This is a genomic window from [Mycobacterium] manitobense, assembly GCF_025821665.1.
GTDB lineage: Bacteria > Actinomycetota > Actinomycetes > Mycobacteriales > Mycobacteriaceae > Mycobacterium > Mycobacterium arseniciresistens.
Genome location: NZ_JACKSJ010000062.1, coordinates 276,391 through 289,982, shown reverse-complemented (window position 1 = coordinate 289,982; position 13,592 = coordinate 276,391). Strand labels below are relative to the sequence as shown.

The 13,592-nt window shown below is 66.4% G+C and carries 13 protein-coding genes; 2 read left to right on the top strand and 11 right to left on the bottom strand.

Annotated elements, in window-relative coordinates; translation table 11 throughout:
* Positions 1-31: 31 nt before the first annotated feature.
* The 9 genes from H7I41_RS08820 to H7I41_RS08780 form a co-directional block, all read right to left on the bottom strand.
* The gene (locus H7I41_RS08820) at positions 32-469 is read right to left on the bottom strand and encodes a nuclear transport factor 2 family protein (RefSeq protein ID WP_264012183.1); all 438 of its coding nucleotides are present in this window, start codon (positions 467-469) and stop codon (positions 32-34) included.
* Positions 466-1,101, bottom strand: a complete 636-nt coding sequence (locus H7I41_RS08815; RefSeq protein WP_264012182.1) for a Dabb family protein — start codon at positions 1,099-1,101, stop codon at positions 466-468. The genes H7I41_RS08820 and H7I41_RS08815 overlap by 4 nt, the downstream gene beginning before the upstream one ends.
* On the bottom strand, positions 1,094-1,441 hold the full coding sequence (locus H7I41_RS08810; protein WP_264012181.1) for a hypothetical protein: 348 nt from the start codon (positions 1,439-1,441) through the stop codon (positions 1,094-1,096). Before H7I41_RS08810 ends, H7I41_RS08815 begins: the two co-directional genes overlap by 8 nt.
* A complete protein-coding gene (gene lipP1, locus H7I41_RS08805) occupies positions 1,434-2,378 on the bottom strand; it encodes a LipP1 family hormone-sensitive lipase (protein WP_264012180.1) in 945 nt (314 codons plus the stop codon). The genes H7I41_RS08810 and lipP1 overlap by 8 nt, the downstream gene beginning before the upstream one ends.
* On the bottom strand, positions 2,375-3,226 hold the full coding sequence (locus H7I41_RS08800; RefSeq protein WP_264012179.1) for an IclR family transcriptional regulator: 852 nt from the start codon (positions 3,224-3,226) through the stop codon (positions 2,375-2,377). Before H7I41_RS08800 ends, lipP1 begins: the two co-directional genes overlap by 4 nt.
* 189 nt (positions 3,227-3,415) lie before the next feature.
* Entirely contained in the window at positions 3,416-4,882 is a 1,467-nt protein-coding gene (locus H7I41_RS08795; RefSeq protein WP_264012178.1) for an FAD-dependent oxidoreductase, read from the bottom strand.
* Positions 4,879-5,787 carry a VOC family protein gene (locus H7I41_RS08790; protein ID WP_264012177.1) on the bottom strand — a complete coding sequence of 303 codons (909 nt, stop codon included), beginning with the start codon at positions 5,785-5,787 and terminating at the stop codon, positions 4,879-4,881. Before H7I41_RS08790 ends, H7I41_RS08795 begins: the two co-directional genes overlap by 4 nt.
* A 15-nt stretch (positions 5,788-5,802) precedes the next feature.
* Positions 5,803-6,984, bottom strand: coding sequence for an acyl-CoA dehydrogenase family protein (locus H7I41_RS08785; protein WP_264012176.1), 1,182 nt, complete (start codon positions 6,982-6,984; stop codon positions 5,803-5,805).
* 88 nt (positions 6,985-7,072) lie between these two features.
* The gene (locus H7I41_RS08780) at positions 7,073-8,128 is read right to left on the bottom strand and encodes a ferredoxin--NADP reductase (protein ID WP_264012264.1); all 1,056 of its coding nucleotides are present in this window, start codon (positions 8,126-8,128) and stop codon (positions 7,073-7,075) included.
* A gap of 123 nt (positions 8,129-8,251) precedes the next feature.
* Here H7I41_RS08780 and H7I41_RS08775 point away from each other — a divergent pair, with 123 nt between their 5' ends.
* A complete protein-coding gene (locus H7I41_RS08775) occupies positions 8,252-9,874 on the top strand; it encodes a flavin-containing monooxygenase (RefSeq protein ID WP_264012175.1) in 1,623 nt (540 codons plus the stop codon).
* A 32-nt stretch (positions 9,875-9,906) separates the two neighbouring features.
* On the opposite strand, the gene H7I41_RS08770 is transcribed toward H7I41_RS08775, so the two are convergent.
* Positions 9,907-10,761 (bottom strand): alpha/beta fold hydrolase, encoded by an 855-nt coding sequence (locus H7I41_RS08770; protein WP_264012174.1) that lies wholly within the window; start codon positions 10,759-10,761, stop codon positions 9,907-9,909.
* Positions 10,762-10,856: 95 nt separating this feature from the next.
* Between H7I41_RS08770 and H7I41_RS08765 the strand changes: the two genes are divergently transcribed.
* Positions 10,857-11,735 carry an enoyl-CoA hydratase gene (locus H7I41_RS08765; protein ID WP_264012173.1) on the top strand — a complete coding sequence of 293 codons (879 nt, stop codon included), beginning with the start codon at positions 10,857-10,859 and terminating at the stop codon, positions 11,733-11,735.
* A gap of 178 nt (positions 11,736-11,913) precedes the next feature.
* Here H7I41_RS08765 and H7I41_RS08755 read toward each other — a convergent pair whose 3' ends face one another.
* Positions 11,914-12,549: a TetR/AcrR family transcriptional regulator gene (locus tag H7I41_RS08755; protein ID WP_264012172.1), complete on the bottom strand. Its 636-nt coding sequence runs from the start codon at positions 12,547-12,549 to the stop codon at positions 11,914-11,916.
* Positions 12,550-13,592: the final 1,043 nt, after the last annotated feature.

Sequence of the window (13,592 nt, the reverse complement as noted above, 5' to 3'; positions counted from 1 at the left end):
TGACCACATCCCTGCCCATTGATCGTCCGTGTCACCTACCGAACACGGCGTCGAGCGATCCGACGTGTGACCGGTTCGCCTTGAACCTTTCGGTGATGCGCCAGCGGCCGCCGCGCCTCGCCCACGTGTCGCGATAATCGCCCATCGTGTAGAACCGCTGCATCCGGTCCTTCGAGAGATGAACGTCATGGACGTATGCCCGAGACGCCGCGGTGTCACCGTCGATGTCGACGACGACGTTGCCGAGCATGTGCTGAGTGGGTCCGCACGAGTCCAAGTAGCTGCGGATCACCTCGATGATGGCCGCGGCACTGTCGAGCCGGCCGGTGCCGAGATCACCGGTGGCATCCTCGGCGAAGATCTCGGCCAGGGTGGACCAGTCGTGGTCGTCCATCGCGCGCGCTGCCGTGTACAGAGCGCGCACGATCTCGCGTTCATCCAGCAGGGACTTGATACCTTCGGTGGTCACTCGGCAATCCTGCCCGTCAACTCGACGTTCCGGCAGAAGCTGTGGCAGACGCGTTCCCGGACAATTACTTCCGGGCACTCCGGGTCGAACCACCGATCGACTCGCGCCCAGTGGACGGGGTGCATCAGGTAGGGGCCCATCAGGCCGTCGAGGTCGGTGAATTCCTGCTCGAACACGTGCGTCCACGGCGAGGCTCCGACGGCCTCCTCGACACGGCTGAGTTGCCATGACTGGATGGTGCGGACGTAGCGGGGGAGCAGGCGTAGGTCGTCTTCGAACTGCTGGACGACCATGTCGTCGGTGCCGGGGCGCACCCGCAGCAGCAGCGTCCGGTACACAGCGCCCCTCCCGTCGGCGCCTGCGACCGGCACACCGTCGTAGCTGGCGCCGTTGTAGTGCCGTACCGCTGTTTCGCTCAGCAGGTCATCGATCGCCTTGACACCCTTCGCCCGGGTAGCGGTCCCCGAGAATCTGAGGTGGACGAGGATGTCTCCGCCGTTCCGCACACCCGGCAGCGTGGGCTGCACGAGTGCCCGTTCAGCATCGATTTCGCGGGCGAAGTCGCGCAGTTCGTCGAGCAACCGGTCCCGATGCTCGTCGGCCGTCTCGACCAGCCGGATGACACTAGACATCGCAGAGGGCGTCCACGTCAGCGGCGGCTGCGGCCACGCTGCGGCTGCGCTCGAGAACGAGGTCGCCGATGCTCTCCCACCACTCACCGATCGCCGGATCCGGGCGGCCCTGCCACGTCATCTCCCACCAGGCCTGCGCGCTGGGCAGTGACCACGTCGCGGTGACCGTATTCGGATGTTCCTCGAACCAGATGGGGGGACTGACCAACACATGCTCCAGAGTCATACCGCGGCTGCGAGCACCCGGTGCGTACCCGGCGAGGTAGGCGTCGACGAAGCGCCGCGCGCATCCCGGCCGGGTGACCACGCGGTCGATGACGTACACCGCACCCTCACCCACGCGCCGCTACTCCGGCCATGAAACTCGCTGCCTGCTCACACAATCGAGCTCGCGCTGTCTGAGCGATCGTGAACTTGGGCATTGTCATGAACCCGTGGATGCCGCCGTCGAACATCTCCATCACGGTGGGCACTCCGGCAGCGGTCAGCGCTGCGCTGTAGGCAACGCCCTCGTCGCGCAGAGGATCGTGTCCCGCGATCACGACCACGGCCCGCGGCAGCCCGTGCAGATCGGCGTGCAACGGGGAGGCGTAGGGGTCGGTGCGGTTCGCCTCGTCCGGGACGTACTGGTTCCAGTACCAGCGCAGCGCGGACTCGGGATTGTAGAAGCCGCTTCCGTAGCGCTGGTAGGACTCTGTGGTGAAGTCGGACGTGATCATCGGATAGATCAGCAGTTGAGCGCAGAGCGCCGGCCCCCCGCGGTCGCGAGACATCAGGGCGGTCACCGCGGCCAGATTGCCGCCGGCGCTGTCGCCGCCCACCGCGATGCGGCCGGTGTCGACGCCGAGTTCGATGCAGTTGTCGGTGATCCACCGGGTGACGGCGTAGACGTCTTCCGCCGCCGCCGGCCACGGGTGCTCGGGTGCGAGGCGGTAGTCGACCGCCACCACCACCGCGCCGAGTCGGTTGGCCAGGTCTCGGCACAGCCCGTCGTGGCTGTCGAGGTCGCAGAACACGAATCCGCCACCATGGGCGTAGACGAGGCCCGGTAGCAATCCGGCCGCGGCTCCGGTGGGGTGGTACACCCGAACCGGGATGCTGCCACCCGGACCGTCGACGACCCGATCGGTGACACTGCCGACCGGTTCCGGTTCGGCCGGTGCGACGAAACGCGATCGGATGATTGCGCGCGCCTGTTCACCGGTCATCGTCTCGACGGCCGGGAATCCGCCGTCGAGAGCGTCGATGATCTCGGCGATCTGAGGGTCGAGCGTCATGCGAGCTGCAGGGCGGCCGACTCGTGCAGCGGACGGTGCGCGGGTCCGCCGCGCAGCGGGCGCACCTGCTGCAGCGTGGGAGCGACGCGCTGCGGACCACCTTCCACGTTGCGCCAGATGCCCATGGCGGTCATCCGCACCGGTGCGGCGAGGCGCTGGTCGAAGGCCATCCGGCTCATCGGCCCGCACACCGACAGTGCAGCGACGGCGTCACCGGGGGCACCGATCGGCGCTGCGACACAGCCGAATCCGCTCAGCGCCTCTTCCCGGTCGAAGGCGACGCCGTGCGCCCGGACCTTGGCCAGATCGCCGGCGAGCTGGGCGGCGCTTCCGATGGAGTACCGGGTGCGGCGATTCGACAGGTCGACCTCGTCGCTCGCGTCGGCGTTGTACGCCAGCATGGCCTTGCCGATCGCGGTGCAGTGCGCGGCCTGGCGCCCGCCGACACGGCTGGGCAGTGCGGCGGCCATACGATCGCCGATCTTCTCGAGGTACACCACGTCGGCGCCGTCCAACACGGCCAGGTGCACCACCAGGCCGGTGGCGCGGTGCAGGTCGTGCAGCAGCGGGGCGGCGGCGCGGTGCAGCCGGTCCTGGTGAACGGCCAGTGAGCCGAGTTCGACCAACCGCATTCCCAGTTCATAGTCACGACCGCTGCGGCGCAGCCACCGCAGCTGTACGAGCCGCTCGAGCATGCGGTGCGCCGACGACCGGGGCAACCCGGTGCGGCGGACGATCTGAGCCAGCGTCAGCCTGCCCGGGCCGTCGAACGCATCGAGCACCAGCGACACCCGGTCAATGACCGCGCTGGGCGTAGTTGATTCCTGAGTGACGGGGGCTGCAGTCATGACATCTCCTCGCTGAGGGTACAGAGCACATATGCCTAATAGGAATATGCCTGTTTGTATCATAGGAGAGTGGGCCGTGTCACACACAAGTTTCGATATGACCGGGCGCACCAGGAAGCAGCGCCGGTCAACCGGTCGTCTGCCCGGCTCACGAGGACGACGCCACGGTTGGTTCCGGCTGGTTGGCGCTCAGCCTTTGGCAGCGCGACGGCCGGCGCGTCGCCCGTAGAAGCTGCCGTCGCCCAGCGAGATGCCGCTGGCGTAACCCCACGCGGCAACGCCCGCGGTCGAGCGCCCGGCGGCTAACAGGCCGGGGATGGGCTCTCCGTTGACGTGCAGCACCTCGCCGTCCAGCGAAGTCTGCAGGCCGCCCAGGGTGAATCCTCCGGTGCTCTCTCGCAGATCGATCGCCCCGACCGGCGAGCCGACCGGGCGCAGCCACAGCGGCTTCTTGTGCAACAGCGGATCCTCACCCCGCGCTGCCCCGTCGTTGTAGGCGGCGATCGTGGCCTGAAGTGATCCGGGCGCCAACCCGATCTCGCCTTCGAGTTCGGCAACGGTCTCGCACACCCACGTCGGCGGACGCATCATCAACTGTGGGGACAGCGATGCCATCGCCTCTTCCTGGGCGTCGCCGTCGATGATCAGGTACGCGGTGTTGTTCTGGTGGTACAGCGTCAGTTGGCCCACCCGGCCCGGGTAGGTGTCTTCGGCGACGTAGCGCTGGCCGCGTTCGTTGACGAGGACACCGCGGACCAACTGCTGCGGGTCGATGAAGATCGCGACCTCGGTGGCGTCCATGTGGGCGAGGTCGGCGCCGAGCGCCTGGGCCATCCGGATCGCCTGACCGTCGTGCTGTTCGATCGACGCCGCCGGGCGTCCGGCGATACGCGGGGCGTACTGCGCCACCATCGCGTCGTTGTAGGCGAAGCTGCCAGTGGCCAGCACCACGCCACGGCGCGCGCGGATCGTCACCTCGGTGCCGTACTGCCGGGCGCGGATTCCAGCCACCCGGCCGTCGGCTTCGACTACCAGGGTTTGCACCCGCACGTCGTAGAGCGCCCGGGCCCCGGCCGCGGTGGCGGTCTCGACCAGCGGCTTCATCAGCATGTACCCGGCGCTGGCCTCGCCCTGCTTCTTGTCCGACATCTGCGGGACGTGTCCGCGGGGTGCCGGCGTGGCCACGGTGTTGAACGGGTAGGAGTTCTCCCCGCCGCTGTACATCAGACCCTGGTCGCCCATCGGCTCCCAGCCCGGCTCACCGAAGAACTCGGCCTTGAACGGCACACCGCTTTCGACGAGCCAGTCGAAGTGGGCGACGCTGCCTTCGCAGTAGTCGGCGATGCGGCGGCCGTCGGCGCCGGGACCCATCGCCGCGTTCAGGAACGCCGCCATGTTCTCGACGGAATCGTCGAAGCCGCAGGCCTTTTGTAGCGCCGTCCCGCCACCGAGGTAGATGAAGCCGCCGGCCATGGCGGCCGCCCCGCCCCAGGAGCCGGTCCGTTCGAGCACGAGCACATCCGCACCCGCTCGGGCGGCCTCAACCGCTGCGGCGGCGCCGGCGATGCCGTAACCGGCGATCACCACGTCCGCCTCATGATCCCAATGGCCGATCGTGGACGCCGAGACCGGGCTGACGTCGGCGTCGGGCGTCATGGCCGCATCGCTGCCGGCAGGTCGCTCACCCACTGGTGACCCCAGTAGCTGTCGGCGGTGATTTCCTCTGCAGTGTAGTAGGTTTCGTCGACGCGCATGCCGTCGGTGCCGAATTCGATGTCCCAGTCGCCCGGTGCCCGAACATAGAAGGACACCATCTTGTCGTTGGTGTGCCGGCCGAGCGTGGACGACAACGGGTACCCGTCGGCGCCGACGCGGTCCAGCGCCTGCCCGACCGTGTCGAGGCTGTCGACCTCGACCATGAGGTGGACCAGACCGGGATCGCGAAGGGTTGTCGCCGGACAGATCGCCAGGCTGTGGTGGCGCTCGTTGATGCCGAGGAAGCGCACACGCACCGGCCCGTACTCCGGTGGCACCGGCACGCGGAACGCGCCGCGGGACCGGAACCCGAGTACACCGGTGTAGAACTCGAACAGGCCGTTGGCGTCCAGTGCGGGCAGGACCACGTGTCCCAGCCCTTGTGCTCCGGTGACGAACCGTGCCCCGAACGGCGTGATCACCGGACTGTGGTCGAGGACCGGTCCGTGGAAGACCTCGATCGCGGTGCCGGCCGGGTCGTCGAAGGCGATGACCTCTTCGACGCGGCGTGCGTCCGCCTCTTCCAGCGGCAACTGTTTGAAGGGCACGCCCGCGCCGTCGAGGGCGGCTTTGACGTCCTCCAGGCCGGCACGGTCACGGACCTCCCAGCCGACGGTCATGATGCGGTCGGTGTCTCCCGGGGTGACGATGATGCGTGCTGCTCGCTCGTCCATCCGCAGGTACAGCGCCGACTCGTCGGATCCGCGTCCTGCTGCGAAACCCAGCACCTGGAAGGCGAAGTGGCGCCAGCGATCGATGTCGGCGGTTTGAACGGTGACGTATCCGAGGCTCTTGAGTGCTGACATGTTGTGTCCTAGAGGTCAGATCATCGCCCGCAGCGGCCCCTGCGGGTCGACCCCTAGGGAGCTCAGCGCCGAGGCGTGGTAGATGGTTCCGGGGACATGGATGGCATGGGCGACGCCGGCGTGCGCATCACGCCAGTACCGCTGCAGCGGCTTGTCCATGCGCAGTGCGTTGCCGCCCGAGCGAGAGAAGATCTGGTCGACCGCGGCGACTGCCCGCCAGACCGCCTTCACCTGGCTGCGCCGCACAGCCGCACGGTCGGCGAAGCTGACTTCCTTGCCTGCGTCGACCATGTCATAGACGCGGTCGACGTTGGCCAGCAGCGCCTGGCGGGATGCCTCGATGTCGGCTGCAGCGTCGCCGATGGCGAACATGACGTAGGGGTCGTCCTTGATCGCGGTGCCGTTGGCGCCAACACGTTCGCGCTGGTAGTCCAGGTGCGCCGCCAGCGCACCCTCGCAGATGCCGATCGTGGCGGCACTGATCCCCAGGGGGAACATCGTCGACCACGGCATCTTGTAGAGCGTCTTCGTCATGCCGGCTTCGATCTGCGCGGTGCCGTCCATCACCTTCAAGCCGTCCATCGTGCGGTATGCCGGCACGAACGCATCGCGAACAATCACGTCCTTCGACCCCGTGCCGCGCAGACCGACCACGTCCCACGAGTCGTCGACGATCTCGTAGTCGCTACGCGGCAGGATCATGTGCAGGATCTGCGGCGGCATCACCGGTTTGCCGTCGGCGTCACCGACCATCGCGCCGAGGATGATCCAGTCGCACGCGTCGGTGCCGGAGCTGAACTGCCAGCGGCCGTTGAACAAGTAGCCGTCGTCGACCGGCTTGGCCACCCCCTGTGGGGCATAGGGTGAGGCGATCCAGGTGTCGACATCGGTGGCCCAGACTTCCTGTGCGACTCGAGGATCTGCGTACGCGAGCTGGTAGGGGTGCACGCCGACCACGCCGTTGACCCACCCCGCCGCCGGGTCGAGCGCCGCGGTGGCCATCACGGTCTCGGCGAACTCGCGGGGGTGCACCTCGAACCCGGCGTATTCGGCCGGCTGCAGCAGGCGGATCGATCCGGCTGCCTTCATGTTCTTGACGGTGGCTTCCGACAGCTGGCCGAGCTTCTCGGCCTCGACGGCCTGCTCCTTGAACTGGTCGGCCAGTTCCATCACCCGGTCGATTACCCGCTCGGTCATGAGGTGTCCTTCTCTCGTGAGGCTCTCTTGGATGGTCTACCGCGAAGGGCACCGACGTGTGGGCTGATCCCGGTGAATGGACGGCGCGTCAGAATTCGACGTGTATGTCGTCTGACACCGGCCGCGCCTGGCAGCCGAGGATGGTTCCGGCCTCGACGTCGTCGGACTCGAGGATGTCACTGGTCGGCATGTCGACCTCGCCGCGTAGCAGGGTCGCGGCGCAGGAGCCGCATTGGCCCTCCCGGCAGGAGTACGGCACATCGATATTCGCCGCCAACATCGCGGCCACCAGGGTCGACCTGGCAGGCCAACGCAACGTGTGCTGCTGTCCGTCGAGGTCGACCCGGACGGTGACCGCCTCACGATCGACGGCGGGGTCGACGACCGGTGGTTCTGCGATCGCGAAGGGATCGCCGGTCAGCGACAGGAAGACCTCGGTGTGCACGGCGCTGCGTGGGACACCGGCGTTCGTGAGCGCGGCCGCAACGGCGGCCATGAACGGCGTGGGGCCGCAGATGTAGGACTCGGCGTTTCCGAGACGGCGCGCGAGGCCGGTGAGTTGCGGCTGCTGTGGCAACCCCTGCACGGATTCCAGCCAGTGCATCACCGTCAACCGGTCGGGATGGCGGATAGCGAGGTCAGCCAACTCTTCGGCGAAGATGACCGAACGCTCGTCGCGGTTGGCATAGATCAGCGTCACCCGGCCGGTGCCCTCAGCCAGCGCCGATTTCAGTATCGATATCACCGGGGTGATACCGCTGCCGGCCGCCCACAGCAGCAGATCCGCGTCGAGGTCCGCTGGCGTGAAGACCCCAGACGGGGGCAGCGCCTCGATGATGTCACCGGGATTGACGTTGTCGCACAACCAGTTCGATGCGTAGCCGCCGTCAACCCGCTTGATCGTCACCTTGGGCACCTGATCGGTGTGGGGTGAACTCGACAGCGAATAGCAGCGGGCCACCGACGTACTGCCTCGGCCGGGCACCCGCAGGGTCAGGAATTGGCCGGGCCGGTAGTTCAGCCGACGCTGTTCGTGTTCTGCGACGGTGAAGACCAGGGAGCGGGCGTCGTGGCTCTCTTCGATGACATCGGTCACGGTGAGCTTCACGCTGCGAGACTCGGGTGGCGAAGACACAACGCTGATGCTGCTGGCGGTTCATGCGGTTCGCGACTCCCGAGTCCGATGGCCGGGACGCCATGAACGCGACGTCCGGTGACCGGGACGGGCTCACCCTCCGCGCGTGCCGGACGCCTACCTTCGACTCTCGTGGCCACCACCGCTGACCTGCTGCCCGAAGCCGTCGATGCCGTGGTCGTCGGCGCCGGCTTCGCCGGCCTCTACGCTCTCCACAAGCTGCGGCAACAGGGTCTGACGGTTCGGGTGTTCGAGGCGGCGCCCGACGTCGGGGGCACCTGGTACTACAACCGCTATCCCGGTGCGCGATGCGACGTCGAAAGCGTCGACTATTGCTACTCGTTCTCCGATGATCTCCAGCAGGAGTGGACGTGGACTGAGAAGTACGCGACCCAGGCCGAAATCCTGCGCTACATCAACTGGGTCGCCGACAAGCTGGATCTGCGCCGAGGCATCACGTTCAACACAAGAGTCACCTCGGCCGTCCTCGACGAGGACTCGCTGCGCTGGACGGTCACGACGGACACCGGCGCTGTGGTCTGCGCCCGGTTCTGCCTCATGGCCACCGGCCCGCTGTCTGCGGCGCTCACTCCGCAGTTCTCCGGGCTGAACGGCTTCGGCGGCAGGATCTATCACACCGCCGACTGGCCGCATGAAGGCGTCGACTTCACCGGTCGGCGAGTGGCGGTCATCGGCACGGGATCATCCGGGGTGCAGTCGATTCCGATCATCGCCGAGCAGGCCGAACAGCTCTACGTGTTCCAGCGGACGCCCAACTACAGCGTGCCGGCGGGTAATCGCCCCCTCAGCGCCGAGGACGTCGCGCAGGTCAAGGCCACCTACGCCGAGCGGCGCCGGCTCTCCTGGCAGAGCGGCGGCGGCTCTCCGCACATTGCGCACCCGAAACTCACCATGGAGGTGTCCGACGAGGAGCGCAGGACCGCGTTCGAGAGACGCTGGCAACTCGGCGGGGTGCTGTTCTCCAAGACGTTCCGGGATCAGATGATCGACTCGAGGGCCAACGAGGAAGCTCGCAAGTTCTACGAGGAGAAGATCAGAGCCGTCATCGACGACCCCGACGTTGCCGAGCTGCTCATCCCCTCTGATCACCCGATCGGCACCAAACGCATCTGCACCGATACCAACTATTTCCAAACCTTCAACCGCCCTGACGTGGAACTGGTCAGTGTCCGCAGAACTCCGATCACGTCGATCGACGCGGACGGGATCAACACCTCTGACGCGCACTACGACGTCGACACCATCGTGCTGGCAACCGGTTTCGACGCGATGACCGGTGCACTCGGCAAGATGGAGATCGCGGGGCGCGGCGGTGAGAAGCTCAATGACGACTGGCGCGACGGGCCACGCACATATCTAGGGCTAGGGGTCGACGGCTACCCGAACCTGTTCGTCGTCTCCGGGCCGGGGGCGCCGGCCGTGCTGGCCAACATGGTCTTGCACGCCGAAGCGCATGTGAACTGGATCGCCGACTGCATCCGCTATCTCGACGACCACGGGTACGCGGCCATCGAGGCGACGGAGCAGGCCGTCGACGAGTGGGGCGCCGAGCTGGCGCGGCGCGCCGAGGCGACGCTGTTCACCAAGGCCAACTCCTGGTACATGGGTGCGAACGTGCCCGGCAAGCCGCGGGTGTTCATGCTGTTCATCGGAGGATTCGGTGTCTACCTCGATATCTGCGCGGAGGTTGCCGACGCCGGCTACAAAGGATTCGCCCTGCTGAAGTCCGGATGAGTCGGACTTCCGGTCCGCGCGCGGAAATCGTGCTACTTGCGCAGCAGGAACGACCGGACCGTGGCCTCGAACGCCGCCTTCGCCTCGATCATCGCCCAGTGGCCGCAATTGGGAAACACATGCAGTTCGGCGTTCGGGATCGTGCGCATCGGGATCAGCGCCATGTCCAGTGGGCTGACCCGGTCGTCACGGCCCCACGTCAGCAGCGTGGGCGCAGCCACCTTGTGCATCTGCGCCCACGGCAACGGCACATCGGAATTGCGCATGAACGTCATCATCTGGGCGAACGCCGCCTTTCCGTACATCCGTCGTGCTGCGGCCAGCGTTTCGGAATCGGTCGCCAGTTGCCAGCGCTCCTCGATCAGTTCGTCGGTCACCAATTCAGGGTCGTACACCATCGAATACAGCCAGTCGACGAGCCGTTGACGAGTGGGGTCCTCGGTGAACTCCTGCAGCAGCCTGATGCCCTCACTGGGGCCGGGGCTGAAGACGTTCGTCCCGATACCGCCGATCGTGACCAGGCGCCGAAGGCGGTCCGGATGGTGGATGGCGAAGTTGATCCCAACCCCGCCGCCCATCGAGTTGCCCACGATGTCGACGTGGTCCACCTCGAGTGCGTCGAGGAAGGGCGCGACGACACCCTGTGCGGTGACCATCGGATGCCCGCCCTGGTCATCGCTCACGCCGAAGCCGGGGAATTCGAGTACGAGGCAACGAAATTCGCTGCTGAATGCGGGAAGGATACCGCGGAAGTTGCGCCACCCCGTGACGCCCGGCCCAGAACCGTGCAGGAACAACAGTGGCCTGCCGGTACCGGAGTCGTAGTAGCGCAGCGTTCCGGCCGGCGTCGACACTTCCTGAAGAGGGATCTCGAGATCGGTGGTCATGGCTCAAGCCTTTCATCGGCCGCTGATGTGAGGTAGGCGACTTCCGGTCAGCGGACGCCGCGTATGACGTCGGGTTCGGGACGGTCCACGATGACATGGTGCTCGATGACCAGGACGTAGTGACTTACCGGGTGAGTGACCGTATCGCTGTCATCACGATGAACCGACCGCGGTACCGCAACGCACAGAACTCCGTCATGACCTACGCCTTGGACGCCGCCTTCCAGCGGGCCGTCGAGGACGACGACGTCGCCGTCATCGTGCTGGGCGGCGCGGGCGACCACTTCAGCGCCGGACACGACATCGGCACACCGGAGCGGGATCACCACGTCACCTACGACAACCGGGCGGTGTTGTGGTGGGACCACGTCGACAAGCCCGGGGGAGACCAGCGCTTCGCCCGCGAGATGGAGGTCTACGTCGGAATGTGCCGGCGCTGGCGGGAGATTCCGAAACCCATGATCGCCATGGTGCACGGGGCGTGTATCGCCGGCGGACTCATGCTCGCCTGGGTCTGCGACCTCATCATCGCCGCCGACGATGCCTTCTTCTCCGATCCCGTCGTTCGCATGGGGATTCCCGGCGTGGAGTACTTCGCACACCCATGGGTGCTCGGACCGCGGTTCGCGAAGGAGTTCCTCTACACCGGTGACCGATTCGATGCTCGACGTGCCTACGAGGTCGGCATGGTCAATCGGATCGTGGCGAGGAACGCTCTAGAAGGCGCGACGTTCGAGCTCGCGTCGCGGATTGCGACGATGCCGCGGTTCGGGTTGGCCCTCACCAAGAAGGCGGTCAACCAATGTGAGGACCAGATGGGTCTGCGCAACGGAATCGACTCGGTGTTCGGGCTGCACCACTTCGCGCACGCTCACAATGCCGAAATAGGACAGGGCTCGCTCGGAGATGTGGATGTCAAGACGATGGCGGCACCTCGGGGCGCCAGGAATGTTCAACCGGGAAGGGAGAATTGATCCGGCGCCGGTGCGGGCAACGCTCCGGTCGAGGCGCTGATCGGGTGTTCGACAAGATCGGCGTGAAGACCGGATCGACTTCTTCGACATCGCCGACGCGGCCGAGGAGGTCGTCGCGCGGAGCGCTACGGGTGCCCGCGCACAGGTTGCTGCACCGCGCCGGCATCTCGATACCCGATCACGGGAACCGAACAGGAGGAAAGCTGTCGCCGCTGTCAGATCGGCTGAGCGCTCTAGCGATTCGTAGTAGACGTTGCCCTGCTTCGGCCGTCGTCGCGCGGCCCTGCACCAAGGCGAGCATGTTCGATACCCATACGTCGGCAACCAGGCCGGCGATCTCGGTCCGCTCCGCCGATGCCGGACGAGGGCTGATGGCCGAGGTGAAGATGCGCGTCAAGGTGTCGCGAACCTGATCCACGTTTGATGCTGCTGAATTGGCGGACGAGAGGTACGCGCGCATCACCGCATCCGCGCAGAGCGGGTTACCCCACAGCCGCCGGGTGAGCACGTCCAGCACGTGGGACAGCTGACGTGACGGATCGGTGACTGGTTGCGATCCGGATTCGGATGCCGGTTCGAAGGTGGTGAGCCAGCGATCGAGCGCCGCAACCAGTAGGTCGTCCTTCGACGTGAAGTGCTGGTACACCGTGTCGGTCGCTACCTTCGCGTGTTCGGCAACCGTTCGCATGTGGACGGCGTCGTAGCCCTCGGCGGCGAGCGCGAGTGCCGAGGCGACGATGCGCTCACGTCGGGGTCCCCGTTTCGGCGGCACCGCCGGAAGCGCTTCCCGGTTGACTGCCACCTGGTCGGTCATCGGCTCGACCGATCGCCGGCGGCCGTCGATCAGACGAAGCTCCCTGGGAATGACGACACTCCTCCTCGCTTGAGGCGTTCCAGCCGCGCAGTGGTGTCGCACCTCGAGGCGGCGGTGATCTCTTGACGCTAAGGGGCGAGACGCTTTCACCGACGGTTGCCTTCCGGTCATCGGGACGTTGTCCGGGCTTCGAGTCAGTTTGCGTCGTTTGGCGGGTGGTCTGAGGCGTTCGCCCAGCTCATCGCGTTTCAGCGTCTGGTTCGATTCCCGGCAGCTCCACAAACGACGCGGGCCAGGACGAAAGACCGGGCCCGCTGTACAAGTCTTAGCCCGGTCCGTGGAGTTGGGCTGATCGCGATTTCGCCCGACTCAACCGTGCCCGTGTACTTACCGTTCTTGTAATGGGCGATGTGCAGCCCACCGCCGACGTCTGTATAGGCTGCGGCAACGCCGAGACCGAGACACAGTCTCTGACCTGGTTTCGTTTCGGGCGTTCATGGGGCCGCTGACCCGGCGCCATCTCTTCAAGCGGTTATGAGCCCGGTCCATATGGGCCGAAGAAATGGCATCCAACCGGGTTGGTCGCGCAGTAAGAACCCGGTGCCGGTGGTGCGGGCGGTGGAGGCGGCGTCCGCCCGGGTGGGGAACCGATCCAAATATGGCTCTTCACCGGTTCGCCGGTGGGGATGTTCGTGATGGGGACGTTGCCTTCCCCGAAGGGGACGTACCAGAAGTCGTGGCAGACGTTGTCGTCCCAGCCGAAGTCCGCCAACGGCCCTAGCGGAACCGGTTGGCCTGGGCACCACCTGCCGGCGGGATTCTCGGCGGCGGCGGAACCTGCGCCCAGTCCCAACCCAGCCGCCGCGATGGCGCCCGAGATCAACGCCCCGGCGACGGTGTGCGTCATCATCTTGGTGGTGTTCATGCCGCTTCCTCTGTCCGCCAGCGTTTGCTGATATTTGACGCGTCAGATAATTGGTGCTGTTCGTGCTCTGTAATTAGACCCTGCCAACGTTGCTGACGATCTCAATTTCGCAAATTGC

Coding starts and splice junctions, on each gene's coding strand:
- H7I41_RS08765 (WP_264012173.1), top strand. CDS start 10,857: ATGGTGCTCGATGACCAGGACGTAGTGACTTACCGGGTGAGTGACCGT.
- H7I41_RS08795 (WP_264012178.1), bottom strand. CDS start 4,882: ATGACGCCCGACGCCGACGTCAGCCCGGTCTCGGCGTCCACGATCGGC.
- H7I41_RS08770 (WP_264012174.1), bottom strand. CDS start 10,761: ATGACCACCGATCTCGAGATCCCTCTTCAGGAAGTGTCGACGCCGGCC.
- H7I41_RS08755 (WP_264012172.1), bottom strand. CDS start 12,549: ATGACCGACCAGGTGGCAGTCAACCGGGAAGCGCTTCCGGCGGTGCCG.
- lipP1 (WP_264012180.1), bottom strand. CDS start 2,378: ATGACGCTCGACCCTCAGATCGCCGAGATCATCGACGCTCTCGACGGC.
- H7I41_RS08785 (WP_264012176.1), bottom strand. CDS start 6,984: ATGACCGAGCGGGTAATCGACCGGGTGATGGAACTGGCCGACCAGTTC.
- H7I41_RS08815 (WP_264012182.1), bottom strand. CDS start 1,101: ATGTCTAGTGTCATCCGGCTGGTCGAGACGGCCGACGAGCATCGGGAC.
- H7I41_RS08800 (WP_264012179.1), bottom strand. CDS start 3,226: ATGACTGCAGCCCCCGTCACTCAGGAATCAACTACGCCCAGCGCGGTC.
- H7I41_RS08790 (WP_264012177.1), bottom strand. CDS start 5,787: ATGTCAGCACTCAAGAGCCTCGGATACGTCACCGTTCAAACCGCCGAC.